Annotated in this window: 12 protein-coding genes and 1 CRISPR repeat array; of the genes, 4 read left to right on the forward strand and 8 right to left on the reverse strand. The window is 68.9% G+C overall.

Annotation, left to right across the window (positions count from 1 at the left end):
* Nucleotides 1–61 precede the first annotated feature (61 nt).
* Nucleotides 62–1054: a beta-propeller fold lactonase family protein gene (locus AGRA3207_RS27670; RefSeq protein ID WP_231329929.1), complete on the forward strand. Its 993-nt coding sequence runs from the start codon at nt 62–64 to the stop codon at nt 1052–1054.
* Nucleotides 1055–1372: 318 nt separating this feature from the next.
* Nucleotides 1373–3295 (forward strand): DUF1990 family protein, encoded by a 1923-nt coding sequence (locus AGRA3207_RS27675; protein WP_231329930.1) that lies wholly within the window; start codon nt 1373–1375, stop codon nt 3293–3295.
* Here AGRA3207_RS27675 and AGRA3207_RS40360 read toward each other — a convergent pair.
* A complete protein-coding gene (locus tag AGRA3207_RS40360) occupies nt 3208–3852 on the reverse strand; it encodes a pentapeptide repeat-containing protein (protein ID WP_420830921.1) in 645 nt (214 codons plus the stop codon). The genes AGRA3207_RS27675 and AGRA3207_RS40360 overlap by 88 nt on opposite strands.
* 653 nt (nt 3853–4505) lie before the next feature.
* Between AGRA3207_RS40360 and AGRA3207_RS27680 the strand changes: the two genes are divergently transcribed.
* Together AGRA3207_RS27680 and AGRA3207_RS40365 are read left to right on the forward strand one after the other, a co-directional pair.
* Nucleotides 4506–4811: a hypothetical protein gene (locus tag AGRA3207_RS27680; RefSeq protein ID WP_231329931.1), complete on the forward strand. Its 306-nt coding sequence runs from the start codon at nt 4506–4508 to the stop codon at nt 4809–4811.
* A 564-nt stretch (nt 4812–5375) separates the two neighbouring features.
* Complete coding sequence (locus AGRA3207_RS40365) at nt 5376–5480, forward strand: pentapeptide repeat-containing protein (protein ID WP_420830790.1); 105 nt, start codon at nt 5376–5378, stop codon at nt 5478–5480.
* 648 nt (nt 5481–6128) lie between these two features.
* Nucleotides 6129–7864: a CRISPR direct-repeat array (repeat unit 29 nt; unit sequence GGGACCATCCCCGCGCGTGCGGGGAGCAG).
* A gap of 174 nt (nt 7865–8038) precedes the next feature.
* Here the strand turns inward: AGRA3207_RS40365 and cas2e are convergent.
* Genes cas2e through casA form a run of 7 tightly spaced genes read right to left on the reverse strand, consistent with a single transcriptional unit; the run spans nt 8039 to nt 17155 of the window.
* On the reverse strand, nt 8039–8389 hold the full coding sequence (gene cas2e / locus AGRA3207_RS27685; RefSeq protein WP_231329932.1) for a type I-E CRISPR-associated endoribonuclease Cas2e: 351 nt from the start codon (nt 8387–8389) through the stop codon (nt 8039–8041).
* On the reverse strand, nt 8386–9339 hold the full coding sequence (gene cas1e / locus AGRA3207_RS27690) for a type I-E CRISPR-associated endonuclease Cas1e (RefSeq protein WP_231329933.1): 954 nt from the start codon (nt 9337–9339) through the stop codon (nt 8386–8388). Before cas1e ends, cas2e begins: the two co-directional genes overlap by 4 nt.
* Nucleotides 9340–9342: 3 nt before the next feature.
* On the reverse strand, nt 9343–10032 hold the full coding sequence (cas6e, locus tag AGRA3207_RS27695) for a type I-E CRISPR-associated protein Cas6/Cse3/CasE (protein WP_231329934.1): 690 nt from the start codon (nt 10030–10032) through the stop codon (nt 9343–9345).
* A 1-nt stretch (nt 10033) separates the two neighbouring features.
* On the reverse strand, nt 10034–10741 hold the full coding sequence (gene cas5e, locus AGRA3207_RS27700) for a type I-E CRISPR-associated protein Cas5/CasD (protein ID WP_231329935.1): 708 nt from the start codon (nt 10739–10741) through the stop codon (nt 10034–10036).
* Nucleotides 10738–11943 carry a type I-E CRISPR-associated protein Cas7/Cse4/CasC gene (cas7e, locus tag AGRA3207_RS27705; RefSeq protein WP_231329936.1) on the reverse strand — a complete coding sequence of 402 codons (1206 nt, stop codon included), beginning with the start codon at nt 11941–11943 and terminating at the stop codon, nt 10738–10740. Before cas7e ends, cas5e begins: the two co-directional genes overlap by 4 nt.
* Nucleotides 11940–12569 carry a type I-E CRISPR-associated protein Cse2/CasB gene (gene casB / locus AGRA3207_RS27710; RefSeq protein WP_231329937.1) on the reverse strand — a complete coding sequence of 210 codons (630 nt, stop codon included), beginning with the start codon at nt 12567–12569 and terminating at the stop codon, nt 11940–11942. The genes cas7e and casB overlap by 4 nt, the downstream gene beginning before the upstream one ends.
* Entirely contained in the window at nt 12566–17155 is a 4590-nt protein-coding gene (gene casA / locus AGRA3207_RS40150) for a type I-E CRISPR-associated protein Cse1/CasA (protein WP_420830792.1), read from the reverse strand. Before casA ends, casB begins: the two co-directional genes overlap by 4 nt.
* Between the last annotated feature and the right edge of the window lie 857 nt (nt 17156–18012).

The following is an 18012-nucleotide window of genomic DNA, read 5'->3' on the forward strand; positions in this document are numbered from 1 at the left end:
GATGACGTCCTGCAATCGTTCCTGGAGAATCCGTCTCACCGCATTCGCGCTCCTGGCCGGCGTGACGCCCCTCACGGCCGGCGCCCTGACCGTCCCCGCCAACGCCGACCACCCCGCCGGGCAGACCGCCCCGGCGGCCCATCCCTCCTGGAAGCCCGTCGTGCTGGCCACCATCGGCGTCGGCCTCAACCCCCGCGCGGTGGCGTTCGACCCCGACTACGAGACCGCCTACGTCGCCAACGCCGGATCCAACACCGTCTCGATCATCGACGTGGAGGCCCGGAAGGCGATCGCCACGATCGACGTCGGCAAGTTCCCCTACGGGGTCGCGTTCGTGCGGCACGGAGCGTTCGTCTACATCCCCAACCGCGACTCCGACGACCTGTCGGTCATCGACACCCGCACCCGGAAGGTCGTCAAGACCGTCACCGTCGGCGACGCCCCCCGCTGGGTCGCCGTCGCCCCCGACGGCCGCCACGCCTACGTCAGCAGCACCGGCTCCGGCGCCATCACCGTCATCGACACCGCCACCCACGCCGTCACCGCGTCCATTCCCGTCGGCCTGTCCCCCCGCGGCATCGCCTTCACCCCCGACGGCCGCTTCGCCTACTCCGCCAACTCCGACTCCGACAACGTCTCCGTCATCGACACCCGCACCCAGAAGGTCGCCGCGACCATCACCGTAGGCGACGAGCCGCGCGGCGCCCTCGTCACCCCCGACGGCCGCACCCTCTACATCTCCAACACCATCGGCGGGACCGTCTCGGTCATCGACACCCGCACGCGCACCGTCACCGACACGATCACGGTCGGCGCCAACCCCCGCGGCATCAACCTCTACCGCGGCGGCCGCATCGCCTACGTCGCCAACTCCGGCTCCGACACCGTCAGCATCTTCGACACCCGCACGAACCACGTCATCGGCGACGTGGCCGTCGGCGACGACCCCCGCTGGACGGCATCGGGCCCGGACGGCGACTACCTCTACGTCACCAACACCGGCTCCCACTCCGTCTCGGTCATCACCCTGACCCACTCCACCCCACCCCGCTGACCCGCGGATCACGCCCGCTGCCCGGCATCGACGGCGGGGCAGCGGGCGAACGGTACACGGCGATCTCCGTCGAAGCCGCCGCTCATCTCCGAGGTTCGGTCAAACCGGTCAGGGTAGGGCCTGCCCGACAGGAACGCCGAGGTGACGCGGAGGGGCACCGTGCGAGTACGTTGGCGGCGGCGCGCGCGTGCGGCGCGCTGGCCGGCGGGCATGGGCATCGCCGGATGGCGGTGGCTCCGTCGTTCCCGGCGGATACCGCGGCGCCGGCTGCGCACGGGCCCGGAGCCCGAGCGGCCCCCGCGTCGTGACGGGGACAGGGTGCAGGATTCGCGCCAGGGCGTCGGGCCGATGTACCAGCGGCGCTACACGGTCCGCATCTCCGGAAGCCCGATGACGCCTGCACAGTTGATCGAGCACCTGGGCGTCGATCTGAACGCCGCGTCACCGGTCGAGGTCGCCGTCTTCGACAAGACCTCGGGCGCGTCCCAGCCCCTCGAACTGGGAGACGAGTACGTCGTCCACATGCCCGGCCCCTGGAACTGCCCGGTCCGGGTGGTGGAACGCACACCGGAGTCCTTCCGGTTCGCGACGCTGAGCGGCCACATGGAGGCCGGGGAGATCGAATTCCGGGCGCGGAGCACAGAAAGGGGCGGTCTCGAGTTCACGGTCGAGTCCTGGGCGCGAAGCGGTGACCGGCTGGCGGAGATCCTCTACAAGAAGGTGGGTCTCGCGAAGGAGATGCAACTGCACATGTGGGCGCATTTCTGCGGCCGGGTCGCCGAACTCTCCGGCGGGCACAAGGTCGGCGACGTGGAGGTCCAGACCGAACGGGCGGACATCTCCCAGCCCGGCCGACAGGGGCTTCTCGCCCGCACGCTCACCACGGCGTTCACGCGGACCTTCGTCCTCGCGACACGATTTCGCGACCGCCCCCTGCACCCCAGGGGCCTGGTGTTCGACGCCACGCTGCTCTTGCACGGCACGTCCCAATACTGGGGCGTTCCATTTCTCGACGATCGCACGCAACTGCGGGGCCGAGTGCGCCTTTCCCGCGCGGTGGGCCTGCCGCCAATGCTCCCGGACATACTGGGCCTGGCACTGCGATGGCGTCAACACCCGGCCGACGAAGCACAATCGGAACTGCTTCTGGCCACGACCGGGCACACCCGACTGGGACGCCACCTCCTCCGCCCCGCGACCAGGTGGAGCCCGGCGTTCTACGGTTCACTGCTGCCATACCGGGCCGGCGACCGCAAAATTCTGCTAGGCGCGGTGGCAAGGCCGACCCGGACCGTCCCGGCGGGCCTCCCGAAGCTCGCACGCGCCCTGGACGAGCGGCCCCTGATGCTGGACCTCGTGGTCGCCACCGAGTTCGGCGCCTGGGAGCCCTTCGGCGAACTGCGCCTCCAAGGTCCAGCGCGAAACGACGACACCGCACCGATGCGTTTCAATCCCACGCGCAACCCCATCAAAGGACTGCGTCCCGTCGGGTTGTTCCAGCAGGTACGCGCCCCCACGTACAACGCCGTCCAGCAAGCCGGAACAGCACGCCCTCATAGGCGGCGTGAGAAAGCACTTTTCATGAGAAAGAGCAGGCGCGCCCGCCGGCGAATGCAACGACTCCACGCGAACCTGTCCCGTCTTTCCCTCAATTTCGACCCGCGCCGACCTCCCGACCGCGCTGGGAACGGCTGGCGCGTCGATGACTACCGTCAGCCGCTACCGGCAGAGCCGCCCGGCCCGCCGATTCCCGGTGGAAGCTGGGAAACCGCCCGGGACCTCGTCCGTGACTACCAGTACGCCGACCCCGGCATCATCCGCGAGATCTGCCGCTCGGGCCCGCCCGAACCAGGCCGGAACATGCTGCTGGAGGGCCGGTTCTATGGACTGCGCTTCCACCTCGGCCTCCGTGTCGGCAACGTCGTGGACGGAGTCATCGAACAAAACGGACGCCGCGCGCGGGTCTGGGGCTGGAACTACCGCACCCTGCAGGGCCACCTAGAACGCGGCCAGATGGACCAAGAGGTCCGCAAATGGCTAGACACCGGCGAAGTAGAGTTCCACATCCACTCCTACTCGCAACGGGCTCCCATCCGCAACCCCATCGTGCGCCTAGGCTTCGTCCTCTTCGGCCGACTCACACAAATCAGATTCTACCGACGAGCCTGCCGCCGAATGGAAACCCTCACCAAGGCCACCCTAGCCCACCAACAACAGGTCGCCCAGAAAGCATCCGAATAATCCAAACCACGCCCGCACCGCCCGGACCAAGCCCGTCCACCCCGGCAACGGGCATAGGGCTCGGCCCCGACCGCCAGCCGCTGAGCCAGGCGTGTAATGCCCGACTCAACGGCTGAGCCGGACGTGTAATGGCCGGATCCTTGAAGCCGCCGGGATCCTCCTCGCGCACCACCTCGTACACACCTGGCACGATCTGCATCGACCGTCGCAGCACCACGCCCGCCCATCCCCTCGGCCACAACGTCACCTCCGTAAGCGCGGTCTCCGGCCAACCTCGTCCGCCTCGACCCGCGCCCAGGCCACTTGATCGAGGCGGACCTGACCGGCACCCAAGTGCTGTGGGTGGCCGTGCCCTTCAGATTCATGGAGGCGAGGTCCGCGCCGATCAGTTCCACGCCGTTCAGGCAAGCGCCGCTCAGGCGGACGCCGGGCAGACGATCGCCGGACGACGAAGGGAGACGGCTCAGCCTCGCGCCGGTCAGGTCCGCATCGGTGAGGTCCGCGCCGATCAGGTTGGCGGTGGACAGGTCCGCGCCGACAAGGCGCGCACGGCTCAGCGCACGCGCGCCAAGACCGCGCGGGTCAGGTTCACGCCGGTAAGGTCCGCGCGGATCAGGCGCCTGTCACACAGATCGACGTAGGGGTGGAGGCGGTCCCGGGGATGCCGGGGCGAGCGCCTATCCACCGGTCGCTCGCCGCTCTGTCGAGGTCCGCACGCACCCGACCGTAGGACGTCGCTGATCCCGCGCACACGACCATCAGAGCGAGCGCGGGGCCGGTCCTGGCCATCAACCGGGCAGTACGGCGGCAGTGCCAAGAGAGGGCGAGAGCCCCGTGCCGCCGCGGTGGAGTGGGGCGGTATGAGTCGGCGCAACCGTCGCCCGGATCAAAGGGATACCGCTGGCGCGAGCGGCCTGGGCGGCGCCGGCGGCGATCCCGCTGCTGTACTACGTCCACCGACCGCAGCGCCCCTCCAGGGGCAGTCGTCGGCCGCAGGCGGTGCAGGGCAGGCGGGACTAGCCCGGGAGCACCAGGAGGTCACCGCCGAGAAGCAGGACGGAAGTCCACCCGTAGGTAACAATATGCATCAGATCAACTACATAACGTGAATGCGGGTTCATGGCCGGTGTGTCCTTCCGCAGCTCCCACTGCTCCCAGGCGACCGAAGGCCGCCGCGCCGTCGCCCCTCACCAGCGAAAGGAAAAGCCTTATGCGCATCACCCGTCCCGCGCTCGCGCTGGGCACCGCAACGATCGGGCTGCTGGCCCTGGCGCCGCTGGGCCCTACCGCGTCCGCCGACACCATCCCCACCTACACCTGTGAGTTCACCACCGAGAACAATGGCGTCGTGCACGGCGAGGCCGCCTGCCGCGCCTCAGCAGGCGCAGTGCAGCAAGGCGGCTACCTCGGACCGTCGGTCGTGCGCGGCTACAAGGGCCCCAGCTACAACTGCCAAATCGGCGGCGTCGCCGACGTCCCCAAGAGTGTGATCGCCTTCGGCTGCACCGAAGACTAAGGGCTGATCCGGCCTCATTCCCCGGCAGGACCTATTCCGACCACGAGGAGGCATCGGTACGGGCTCAAGCGATAGCCAGCATTCCGGCTGGTCATCAGCGGCTCGTCACCTGATCAGACCGGACAGAGCGCCCCGCCGACTCCGTCCGGCCTGTGACCTGGTATCGCTGCAGGTCATCGGCCCTATCGCCAAATGCGGTCCCGATCCTCCTTGTGGCCCCATCCGGATGCCCCACCGGTGTTGCCGTGTTGACCCGACAACAGGGCAACGGCGGGCAACACCTGCACCGTCCACCGGTTGTCCCCGCAGGAGAGTGCCTGGGGACAGGAGCTCTCCTGCGCGGCGCCGGGGAACAGCCACCGAGGCGGGTGATGCCGTATTCGACGGCGTGGCGGCTGCGGGGGGCCGACACCGAGTCTGCGCCCTTGCGCTGGCCGGTGCCCGTCGTCGAGGCCGCCCGCGTCCGGACCTGCGGGATGCGGACCTGCGGGACGCCGAACTGCGGGACGCGGTGTCGGCGGACACCGTTTCTGAGGGGCGCGGTTCCGCGAGGACGTGAATCTGATGGACGTGGACCTTTGGGGCGCGGACCTTCGGGGCGCAAACCATGGGGGCGCGGTTCTGCGGATCGCGGACCTGCAGGACGCGCATCTGCAGGTGCCGACCTGAGAGCGGTCACCGGTCGGTCGGAGCAGAGGATCCGCGCGGTGGCGAGGGTGGACGAGCACACCCGCTGCGGCGCTGTCACCTGACCGAGGCCACGCTCCTCCAGCCGTCCGCAGAATTCGGCCTGAGGTTCTGACCAGGGGGCTGCGCCGTGATGGAGTCCACAATGACCACGCCGCCCCATGTCACCCGCCCGGTGTGGTGGATGCGCGACAACCGCGCCGGAATTCGGCCCAAGATTCGTCGGAGCGCCACGAAGGAACTGGGGGAGGCCGATGGTGCCCCCTATGTGCCATCTCGGCCTCCGGATGGCACCCGGAATGGCGAACGCGCCTCCGGCCGTTGCGTTTCAGCTGGTCAGCGCACTTAGGTTTGGCGCCTCCGGCAGGATTCGAACCTGCGACACCCGCTTTAGGAGTGTGCTCCCTATCCTTGGTGTGCGTTGCGGATCATGCGGTCTGTAGAGTTTCTAGTGGTCAGGAGCTCATCGAAGCATTTCGCGCTTGGGTCTGGTGGCGCTGTGTGAGGTCTTCTGTGGAGCCGTTCGTGCGAGCAATGTGCGAGCACAGGGCCACGCGTGGCGAGCTTTGCCTGCAGGTCACCGCTACCGCCTGAGGGGCCCCGTGCGGGCCCGCACTCCGGTGGTTGCGGGGGACCATCCCCGCGCGTGCGGGGAGCAGATCGGCGTCGGCAGCGTGTTCGTCTACGCCGGGGGACCATCCCCGCGCGTGCGGGGAGCAGTTGGACGTCCACCTGTTCTACCCGAGCGCGGCAGGACCATCCCCACGCGTGCGGGGAGCAGGGGCACCACTCAAGGACGAGCGGCACGTCCGCGGGACCATCCCCGCGCGTGCGGGGAGCAGAGTAGCGGCGACACGAACGGCGAGATCCGCGAGGGACCATCCCCGCGCGTGCGGGGAGCAGCGAGCCTGGAAGCTCCCGGACCCGTCCGTCGTGGGACCATCTCCGCGCGTGCGGGGAGCAGGGACTCAGAAATCTGAGTCAGGTCTTCCACTGGGGACCATCCCCGCGCGTGCGGGGAGCAGACCACTTGGCCGTCACCGGTCGTTCACCTTGTGGGACCATCCCCGCGCGTGCAGGGAGCAGATCACCACGGGGCCGGACGGCAACCGGATCCAGGGACCATCCCCGCGCGTGCGGGGAGCGGAGCGTGACGAGCCAGCCGCTCGGGCGCCGGTCGGGACCATCCCCGCCCGTGCGGGGAGCAGCGCCCAATGATCGCGATCGTCGTGGTCTACGGGGGACCATCCCCGCGCGTGCGAGGAGCAGGCATCCGGGAGGCGGGTGCACCCGGGATGCACGGGACCATCCCCGCGCGTGCGGGGAGCAGATCACCTTGCCGAACTCGGTGACCGGGGTCTCGGGACCATCCCCGCGCGTGCGGGGAGCAGCAGCGCCCGGCCAGGCCCCCGTCCTCGTCGTCGGGACCATCCCCGCGCGTGCGGGGAGCAGTTCGCCGCGAAATACCTGCTGAAATTGTGGGGGGGCCATCCCCGCGCGTGCGGGGAGCAGGTCAGCAGGTCCGAGCGCAGCAACCCCTTGCGGGGACCATCCCCGCGCGTGCGGGGAGCAGTTCGGCCCGGCCACCGACAAGGCGGTCCGTGCGGGACCATCCCCGCGCGTGCGGGGAGCAGCCTGTACGGCCCGGCGGGGCTGGAGCTGCTGGCGGACCATCCCCGCGCGTGCGGGGAGCAGCCGGCGTCCACTCGTGGCCGCGTGAGCAGTGCGGGACCATCCCCGCGCGTGCGGGGAGCAGGTGTTGTGCGCGGGGACCGGCCTGGTCCTGTCGGGACCATCCCCGCGCGTGCGGGGAGCAGACCGTCGTCTCGATCGGAGGCGAGACTGACGAGGGACCATCCCCGCGCGTGCGGGGAGCAGTCGCGCAGCGCACGGATCGCTTCGTCGACGAGGGGACCATCCCCGCGCGTGCGGGGAGCAGCGTTGCGGAGCTTATGCGTCACGTCTCCAATCGGGACCATCCCCGCGCGTGCGGGGAGCAGCGCCTGATGCGGCGAAGGCCCCCGGTGGCGGAGGGACCATCCCCGCGCGTGCGGGGAGCAGTACGTCATCAGGCCACCGCCTTAGCGATCTTGGGGACCATCCCCGCGCGTGCGGGGAGCAGGACCTGCGGCGGCCGGGGTCGAAGGCGAGAACGGGACCATCCCCGCGCGTGCGGGGAGCAGGGCCAGCTCATCCGGGTCGGGTTCCGGATCCAGGGACCATCCCCGCGCGTGCGGGGAGCAGCGATCGTCGCCGCCCTGCGGGCGTGGGCGGTCGGGACCATCCCCGCGCGTGCGGGGAGCAGTACCCAGTCTCCGCGACGACGGTGTTCGACGGGGGACCATCCCCGCGCGTGCGGGGAGCAGACTTCCTGACCTGGGGGTTTATCCGCGGCGGAGCCTGCTTTTGAGCACTTCTCTAAAATCGGACATTGCTATACGAACCCCCTTTTTGGCGGGCAATAAGGCTGGGGCTATGGGAGTGGCCATGGCGGGAAGGTACCCGGGTAAGGCGATTGGAACTCTGCCGGGGTTTGTCGATCAGCGTTTGCCGTATCGGCGGCGTTTGCTGGCTTTGCTCCAGCCGGTTGGTGAAGGCGTTGCTGAGATGGTGGGCTGGTTCTTGGGTCGGCGGATCAGGGTGAGCCCCTCGTGGTCGATGGGTTGCCATTTGTGGTCGCGTGTCTCGAAGGTGAAGCCTTGTTCGTTGTTGGTGCTGTAGGCGAGGAGGGCTCGGCCGGTGTCGGCGTACTGGTGGACTCCGTCCCAGAGGGCTTGCCTGATGCGTGCTGAGGGGCCGCCGATGAAGACGCCGGGGGCGATTTCCATGAGCCAGCGGGTGAGGAAGCCGCGCAGGCCGGCGGGGCAGTTGGTGAGGATGAGGACGGTCACCAGTTCACGTCTTCGGCGTAATTGCGGCCTGAGGCGACGTCGATGCCGTGATCGCTTTGCAGGGTGACGTGGTCGGTGTCGTCTGCTGTGGGGTCGGCTGTCGTGTCGTCGGGTAGGAGCAGTTGCTTGATGTCGGTGACGCATCGCTGGAGTAGCTTGAGGTGGTTGATGCGGTCTCGGATGGCGCGGCGGGTGCGTGGTCCGATGTCGTCGGGGCCGTCTGCGGCGACTTCGAAGGCGACGGGGATGGCGATCTCGGTTTTGTAGAGGTCGGCGATGTCCAGGACGAAGGCGAGTTCGTGGCCGGAGTGGATGAATCCGAGTCCGGGAGCGCAGCCGAGGGCGGAGACGGTGGTCTGGGCGACGCCGTACATGCATTGCGCGGCGGCGGTGACGGCCTGGTTGGCGGTGTCGCCGGCGTCGAAGTCCCCGGGCCGGTATCGGCGGCCGGTCCAGGGGAGGCCGACGCGGGTTGCCTCGTAGCGGTAACGCTCTTTGACTCGTTGGCCTTCTTTGCCGAGTAGTTCGTGGCGGCTGAGTCCGGCGGGGTCTTCGCCGGGGAAGCGCATGCGGTACATGGCGCGGGCGACGTCGAGTCGGCTGCGGCGGTTGGCCCATTTGGTGGCTTGGGCTTCTACCAGTGTGGATGAGCGGTTGAGGGAGCGTCCGCCGGAGTAGAAGCGGACGCCTTGTTCACCGACCCAGACGACTCCGGCTCCGCTGTCGCCCAGCACGCTCATGGCTTGGTGGGTGACGCGGGTGCCTGGGCCCAATAGCAGGGTGCCGATGGTGGCGGAGGGGATGTGGGTGATGCCTTCGGTGTCCTCGGCGGTGATGGCGTTGTCGTCGCGGTGCAGGGTGCAGCGCTCGAGGTAGATGAAGGAGAGCCGGTCGCTCATGCGCGTGAGTTCGCGGGGTGAGGATGCGCCGCGTTTGCCGACGGTCGACATCGGTCAGTCCTTCGCCAGGGTCATCAGGCCGCAGCCGTAGGCTTTGGCGCGGCCGAGTCCGCGGGTCAGGGTGGCGCGGAAGGCGCCGGGGTCGGTGACGTGCAGGCGTCCGTCGAAGGTGACGGCGACAACGGTGACCTGGTCTTTGTTGCCCTTTTTGGCGAAGCGGAGCTGGCGGCGGCCGTGGATGAGCAGGTCGTGGGTGTCGTGGCCGGGGATCAGCTGTTTTCCGGGGGGCTTCTCCGACACCCTGAAGCCGCCCTTTTCCTGCTGTTTGAGGAGCCAGCCCAGTTGGTGTGCGGGGCCGATGTGCGCGGTGACCTTGGTCGGTTCGCCGGGGTTGCGGCGGATGCTGTGGACGGGGTTGGCGGTGAGCCTGAAGCTCCAGGTGTCGCCTGGGGTGAGGCGTTGGAGGAAGGGCGTGTAGTCGAAGGTGTCCCAGCGGGCTGTGGTGGGCCAGCCTGCCTGCTCGACCAGGTGGGTGAGGTCGGGGCGCAGGGGGCTGACGATGCACAGGTGTGTGGCGGAGTTGCCGTCGGCGTCGAGCCGCCACAGGACACGGGGGCCGTTCCCGCCGGGCGCCGGAGGCTCGGCGAAGGATGTCATGACGGCTGCGTGCATGGTCTGGGGGGAGGCCAGCAGCTTGCGGGCGCCGACGCGTCCGGTGTTGATGCGGAAGCGCGTCAGGTACATCTCACTGGCTCCTCAGGGCGGATGTCGGGTCGTGTGCGAGGGGCTGGGGCGCACACGGGTTGGGCACGGTGGCGGTCGAGCTGCGGACGCCGCGGAAGGCGTACCGGCGGTGTGCAGGATCGAAGCTGAGCGGCTGGTCGCGGAGCAGGTCGACGCGTCCGGTTTCACCATCGGGCTCGATGAGCAGCTCAAGCGTCACGCGCGGCTCGTCGCGCCGGCGCCATTGATGCCACTGCGATGCCCGCCAGGTCTCGGCTTCCAGTGCGGCTTGGAGTTCGAGGTCCTCCTGCAGGCTCAGCTCGATCGGCCGTGAGGGTGGGCAGGACCGTCTGCCCAGGTAGGGCAGGTAGACGGGTTGCCTGAGTGCTTGGAGCAGCTCGAAAAGTTGCTGGTGTGGCCCTTGGAGGGCGGCGACGAATACGGCGTCGGCAAGGTAGAACCGCTCGGAGATCGGGAAGGCGTCGCCGGTATCGAGGTCGTGGGCGGTCTGGAAGTCGCGGAGCGGGGTGCCGCGCTGGTCGATGCGGACGCCGAACCGCAGCGCGGCCAGGTCGGAGGGGTCGGCGGTGCGGGGGCGGCCGAGTGCTGCGGCCAGCAGTCCCAGGACGCCGCTTTTGGTGGGGGCCGGCTCGGTGGTGCGCCTGGCGAAGCGCGCCGAGGAACCCCATGCCTGGAGCGGGCCGGCGAGCTGGAGGAGCAGGACGCTCATGCCGAGCCGTTCTGCCGCCGCTCGACCTCCGTGCCGACAGCGCTCACCGCGTCTCGCAGCGGCAGCTCGGTGCCCAGCGCCGCCAAGGCCTGGGTGTCGTCGCCGGCGCGCGTCACCCAGGTGAGGGTGCCCTCGTCTGCCCCGAAGGCGGTCTCGATCGCGGGAATGTGCTTGGCGAGCCGCTGGCTGGCCTCGCGGACGTGCCCGCCGGTGTCCTGGTCGGCCTGGCAGGGCCGTTCGAACGCGCTGACGAAGTTGACCGGGCGTGATGAGCGGACCTTCAGCACCACCGCGTCGGGCAGGGTGTGGTGCGCGAAGGTGTTGATCTTGCCGGTGGGCAAGGACTGGGTGAACCCGAGCACGAACGCCTCGACCGCACGGCGGACGGGCGCGTCCAGCGTTTCGTTCTCGCGCAGGCCCGTCCCGAGGTTCGTGCGGAGCAGGTCGACGTCGAGGGCGGCGTAGCGGTAGAGGGTCGCGGAGTTGAACTCCACGGTCCCGATCATGCCTGCGCCCTTGTCGTCTTCCTCGCGTTCCTTGTGGTCGTCGACGGCGGTGTAGTAGTCGGACTCGGCATCGGCGCGGTGGACGCTGATGGCGTGGGCGACCTGCGCGGCGGCATCGACGTTGATGTCGGTGTTGTCGGCGACCATCCGTCCGAACAGGGCGATGTCGATCGAGTGGCGGCTGTTGGCGTGCCGCTTGGCCGCGGCCTTGTTCTCCTTTTCCTTGAAAAATGCCTTGATGTCCTCGCGGCCCTGCACCGCCAGCTCTGCCAGGGCATCCAGCTGGCGGGTGCTGAGGAAGATCAGGTACTTGCCTTCTGGTGCCGGTTGCGGCTTGCCGTTCTTGTCGTCTTTGGCGTTGCGCTTGGGGGGTTCGACCTTGGCGCCGGTGGCGGCCGTGATGGTCTCGGCCGCCAGCGCCCACGCATCGGCCTGGGGGATGGAGTCGTCCAGGCCGCGGATGTGGCCGCCGAGCAGTTCGGCCAGACGACGCGTCCGGACTCCAAGGTCATGAGGGTCCAAGATGTCCTGGAAGGCCCGGCGGGTGGCGCGCTTCCACGCCTGACTGGAGACGCGGGCCCGGCGCACGCCGCCATAGACGGCGGACTTGGGGGTGCCGGTGTCGTCCCGGTTGAGGTTGCTGGGCGGGACGGTCTGCAGGACGTGCACCTCGACGATGGTCCGTGGGGTGGTCATGCGCTGTCCTTGTCTATGGAGGCGTCGTTGCCGCTGTCGGCTTTGTAGGTGTGGAAGCTGCGGCCCCAGTCGCGGCGGACCATGCTCATGCCGTCGGGGGTCTGTGCGTGGTAGAGCTGGCGGGCGAGCCGGCCGTAGTCCAGCGGGATCCCCTGCCCGCGCAGCAGGGAGACGATCTCGCGGAGCCTGTAGGCCAGGGCCTGGGGGGTCGCGGCGGTGCCGGCCCGGACGAACCGCCGTCGGATCGGCTCGTCGATGTCGTTCGGTGGCATCAGCCGCCGGACCGCCTGCCCTAGGTCCACGCCCTTCTTGTGCATCGGGCTGCCTTGTGACTGCTGGTGCAGGGCGTAGAGGGTGACTGCCAGGACGTAAGCCGCCTCGGCGTGGGCGGCGTGCTGGTCGTCACGCGACAGGAGCGGATGCTGGAACAATCGCTCGGCGCCGGTGACGCCCCACAGGTCGGGAACGTCCTGAGGCAGCTTGCCCGCACCTCGGCGCAGCTGGGCCAGGGCACCGACGGCAGCAGACCTGTCGGCCAGGCAACCCTGCTGCACCTCGGCGATGAACCGGCCGGCTGCGTTCTCCACCAAGTCCGCGGGTTGCTGGACATCGGGTGCCGCTGTCATGCCGGGGCCTCCGTCTTGGCGTCCGTCTTGGCGTCGTGGGCTCGCGCACCTGGCAAGGCCTTCGCGAGCCGTGCGGTGAAGATCTGGTCGGCGCGTGTAGAGCTCAGCCAGACCGAGCGTCCGTCATTGGTGGTCACGACGCGGCCCTCCCAGGCGGAGGGTCCGGCGGCTTCGACCAGGGCTTGGCCCAGGGCGCGGATCGTTTGATGCGCGACCCTCTGCCAGGTGGCCCGGGCCGCCCGCGGCACATCGGTTGGTTCCAGTGCGGCGAGCCAGTGGCGGAACGGGCCATCCAGCGAGCCGAACCCCTGGCCGCGGGCCGCGTCCTGTCGTGGCTCGGCCGCATCGCCAGCGGCCCGGGCGAGGTCGGCGGCCAGGTCGGCGAGGATGGCGACGGCGTTCTCGGCGTCGAAGACGGCGTCGATCGCCTCCATACCCAGTTCGGCGTCCTGTTCGTGCAGCAGTACGACAGGCATCCGGATCTCGTCGTCGATCACCTCATCGATGACCGACTGCTGTGTTCCGTACACTGCGCCGATCAGCCGGGTCCGCACCAAGAAGCCCGGCGGAAGCGGACCTTCGGTGGTCAGCCGGGCCAGCCAGTGCAGGATTTGTGGCTGCACGATCTGCGCCGCCTCCTGGCGCTGCTCAGAGCCCTGGGCCCTTCCCGCGACCAGTGCGCCCAGGCCGCGCCAAGCACTGCGGGACGGATCATGCAGCCGCGGCAGGTAGACCTGCGGCTGCTTGAGCTTCCTCTCCTGGAAGGGGCTGCGCCGCCACGCCGTCATCGGCTCCTCGGCGTGCCTGTTTCCCGGCGCCAGGGCGTCCCCGTAGGCCAGGACGACGCCGTGCACCCCTCGGCCGTCGAAGTGCAGCCGGACGCGGCGCGATGGCCAGGTGTACAGCTCCCGCAGCCCGTATGGCCGACGGACGGCTTCGGCCTCGTCCATCGGCGCGGCGGTGAGAGGCTCCCGCCTCCAGATCGGACGGTCCTTCTCCGGGTCGATGCGCAGCGTGGTGGTGTCGAAGGCGATGAGGTTGAGCAGCAGCGTCTCACGCAGATCCTCGCCCGCGGCGAGTACACCGCCGAGGTTGCCCGCCCACGCCACGCCCTGCGGATAGCCCCGGCCGCCCTTGACTCGCGGGTCCCCGACCGCTCCTGACTTGATCCCCGAGGTGTCGAAAGCCTGCACGTGCACCAGCCACCGCGCAGCCTCCGCGAAACCGAGCCGCTCTGCCCCGCGCCCCCGCATCGTGAAGTACGCGGCGCCGTTGGGCACATCAGCGACGATCTTGTTGAGGGAGGACACCTCGTTCCTGGCGGTGCGCAGCGAAGGCGTCTGCAGGAACGGCGTCCGCGGATGCAGGAGATCGAAACGCCCGCAATGCTCGTCTAAGTAGTCCTGGATCCGGCTGACCGGGAGATCGCCACTCCATAACTCTTCCCACTCATCCAGGTCCTGCGGGCCCTCGAGTGCATCGTGCAGGATCGCCAGCAGCAGCCGCATCAACGCAAAATCCTGCGTAGGCAGATCCCCGGCCAGACGGCGCAACGCGGGGGCCTGAACGAACACCTCGCGCAGCGACACCATGGTGCTGGTGCCGTCGGCGCCGAGCACCGGGATCCAGGCCTGGCGGGTCAGGTCGAAAGACGGAGCCTCACTCGACACCAGCGCGGGCTCGGCCCTTGCCGCATGCCGCGCCGTCCGCCCCGCTCCTGCGGGGGTGACCTTTAGGCCATCGTCGCGGTGGTAACTCAGTTCGTAACCTGCCAGCCGGGTACGACAGTCCTCGTCAACAAACAAGATCAATTCTCCGGCGAGCCAGGAACTGTCCCGGAACTGCCACGCCGAAATGACCTCTTCCTCCAGTTCTGCGATGGCTTGCTCGGCGATTCCAGGAATGGTGAATTGGAACGGCAGCCGCAGAGCACACGCTGCGACGATGCGCGCCAGCCGCGGCTCAGGCACAGCGTCGGTGGGCAGAACGCACCCTCCCCTTCCGGCATCCAGCCACGGGAGGGTTCGGACCGTCCCGTCCGCCAGGCGCTGGACGACCAGCACCTCCAGCGACTCCACGCCGTCGCGGACCTGCGCCCGTCCGGCGGGGGTGTCGTCGGCGTCGCCCACTCCGGCGTCGATCCAGCCCAGCAGCGCGCTACCGTCCCGCCCCACCGCCGCCAGACGGAAACCCTCAGCCTTCTTGCGCTGCTTCTCGATGTGCACCCGGTACCGGGCGTGAGCGGCATCCATCTCCGGCTGCCACGACAGCGGACCTGCGGCCGCCGGTCCGTAGACGCTCTGGACAAGCGGGCTGATGTCCTCAGGCAGCCGCACCGTCCGCTCCGCCGGCGTCACCCCCGTCAGGAGCGGCCACAGCACCGCGGCCGTGCGCAGCAGCACATGCCGCTGGTACACCCGCTGAGAACCCGCCACCGGCTCCACCGGGGCAGCGCCCCAGTCCGCCCCGGTCACCAGGCACCGGGCCTGACGCAACCCCTCGGGACGATCGCTCTGCCCCTCACCACGCTGGTGACGATGCAGCCGCCCCATCCGCTGCAACAGCAGATCGACCGGACACAGATCCGACACCAGCAGGTCGAAGTCGATGTCCAGCGACTGCTCGGCCACCTGGCTGGCCACCACCACATGAGGGCCGTCCGGACGGTCACCACTCGCCCCCGGCGGACCAAACCGCTTCACCAGATCGGCGTCCTTGCGCATCCGGTCCAGATCAAGGAAACGGGCATGCGCGACACTGACGTTCCCTGCCCCCAGCCGGCCCCGCAGGAACGCCGCCGTCTGCAGCACGCGGTCCACGGTGTTGCGCACCACCAGCACGCACCCGCCCGCGGCCAACGCGCGGTCGAGACGATCGCCCAGCACCTCAAGATCGTCATCGAGCGGCTCCAGCAGCACCTCAGTGCGCCGCCCCGATGCCGGCACCTCGTGAACGGCGCTCTGCCCGCCCCTGGCAGCCACCGTGATGAGCGGATACCCGGCCGCCTCACCGGCAGCGTCCCCATCACCGGCACCGCAGTAGGCCTCCACCAACTCGCGGCGGCGCCCAGAAGGCAAAGTCGCCGACAGCACCACCACCGGCACCCCGTAGGCGCCCAGCCAGGACAGCACCAGATCCAGGTAGGAGTTCATGTAGGCGTCATAGGCATGCGCCTCATCGATGATCACAACCTTGCCCGCCAGCGCCAGATGCCGCAAAGCAAGGTGCCGGCTCTTCAGGCCCATGAAAAGCAGCTGGTCGATCGTGCCGATTCCGAACGAGGCCAGCATCCCCTTCTTACGGCCGCGCAGCCACTGATGAGCCAGCAACACCGCCGCGCCGTCCGAGCCCTCCTCGTCCGGTTGCACACCGCGCGTTGCCCGTAAATCAGCCCACGTCAGCGCCCTGAAGTCCTCATTCAGCGCCGCCTTGGAATGGGCGAGCTGGACTGACCAGGCACCCGCGCCGTCCCGCGCATCAGGCAACCGCCGCAACCAGCGCAACACCCGGGAAAACATCGCGTTACTCGTCGCTATCGTCGGCAAAGCGACAAACACCCCACCCGCACCCGACCGGCTCGCGAAAATCTCCGCCACCGCAAGCGCGGCCTCGGTCTTCCCTTCCCCCATCGGCCCCTCGATGATCATCAATCCCGGTGCCATGCCGTCGGCGACCTGCACCGCCCGCTCCTGCAAAGGCCGGATCCGCGCACCCGCCGGCAGATCGAACCGGGACGTGAACAGCTCCGCCACATCGGAACCGGGGGCGGCAGCCCGCCAGGGCCGGGGGAGCGCCAAGCCCCGCCACGCCGCCTCAACCCGTTGGTCATCGCTGCTGCCTTGGGCTTTGCGGACGTAGGGGAACAGGTCGACGTTGCTGGCAATCCAATCAGCGACGATCACCACGCCCGTCAGCAACGCCTGCGCAGGCTGAGGAAGCTTGACCTCACGCCACTGCGGCAGGCGCTCGTCCACCCCGCACGCCCGCGCGCACGCCTCCAGCAACTCCCACTGCACATCACGCCATGCCCCCGCGCTGCCGGGAGAGCGCAGCAACCGCGGGCGCGCGGCCAGTTCCCGAATCTGCGACGGCGATGGCGGAACACCGTGATGACCACCTGCGACAACCGCCCACTGCCACGCCCACCGCTTCCGCCAGCCATACCGCTCCATCAGCCACTCATGAAGCAGCAGCATCCCCGCAAGCCCATGCGGAGCCAATCGCCGATCATCCATCTGGCCACGCAGCGGCATATCCAGACCGGCCCTGCGCATACCGTCGGCCAGCACTTCGACCTGGCACGCGAACGCCGGCGTCGCCTTCCCGATGTCATGGGTCGCCGCCGACCACACCACCAGCCGCCGCGCATCCTCCGCGCCGCCGGGCAGGCTTGCAGCGATCACATCCTGCACCTGCACCGGAAGCCACTGGTCCCACAGCAGCGCCGCGACAGCACCGCTATCTGCGAGATGACGCCACAACGGCAGCCAGTCATCCTCATCGCGATCATGCTTGGCCCACACCTGCCGCGCACCCTCAGACAACTCCGACCCGAGCTGCGCCAGCCCTGCCACCACATCCAGCACACCAGCATCCAACCCGCCTGCCCCCAAGCCGTCAGGCGCCTTGACCAACCGGACCAGCCTCGGACAACTCGCTACCCAGCGCATCCGATCGTGCTAGAAGAGCGACGGCGGCCGTGTTCGTCCCCGCAGGCGCGGGGAGCAGGTGACGAACTCCTTCAACGCGGAGTCAACCCCGCATGCGCAGGGAACGGCCACCGTCCCCGGGAGGCTACCGCCATCCCGGGAACGCGGGAGATGATCAGTGGGTCGCGGGGCCACTAATGCGTGTCCCCCGGATCCCGTTCAGGTGGAGGACGCTTGAAAACGGCCAGAGCCCAGACGATGGCGGCACCACAGGCCGCCCCTCCAGCTAACAGTGCCTGGGGCAACTCCTGCTGCGCCCAGTACGTCAGGACGGCTGCGGAGCCACCCACGACCTCTGCGATCAGCAGGATACCGAGCGTATATAGGTCCAAAGCAGACTGTGAGTGATTGCTCATACGCCCTTGTGTCCTCTCGTCGGTGTAATTCCTTTAACGCGTTCACCAGAGTCAAGCACGAACGCCTCGACCCGGTCGCGAAACCAGGGAAGACGTGCTGGCCAAGATAAAACGGACACGCGGCCACGAGGGTCACTGAATCGCCAAGACCAGCCCGTCGGCACAGGTCAAACGACCTGTCTGTGTGTCGATCTCACATCCAGTGTCGCGCCAGGTGCTCTTTCAGGTCGAGGTACTGGAGAGACGAGGACAGGCCGATAATCTTGTACCCATGGGCCATCACACCGGCCAATGAGGGCCCCGAGCTGGAGGAGTGCGCCACCGTCTTGAGGTGGTTGCGAGAGCGTTCGCTGCTGCTCAAGACGCTCGCCGAGATGG

The organism is Actinomadura graeca (genome assembly GCF_019175365.1).
Classification (GTDB): domain Bacteria; phylum Actinomycetota; class Actinomycetes; order Streptosporangiales; family Streptosporangiaceae; genus Spirillospora; species Spirillospora graeca.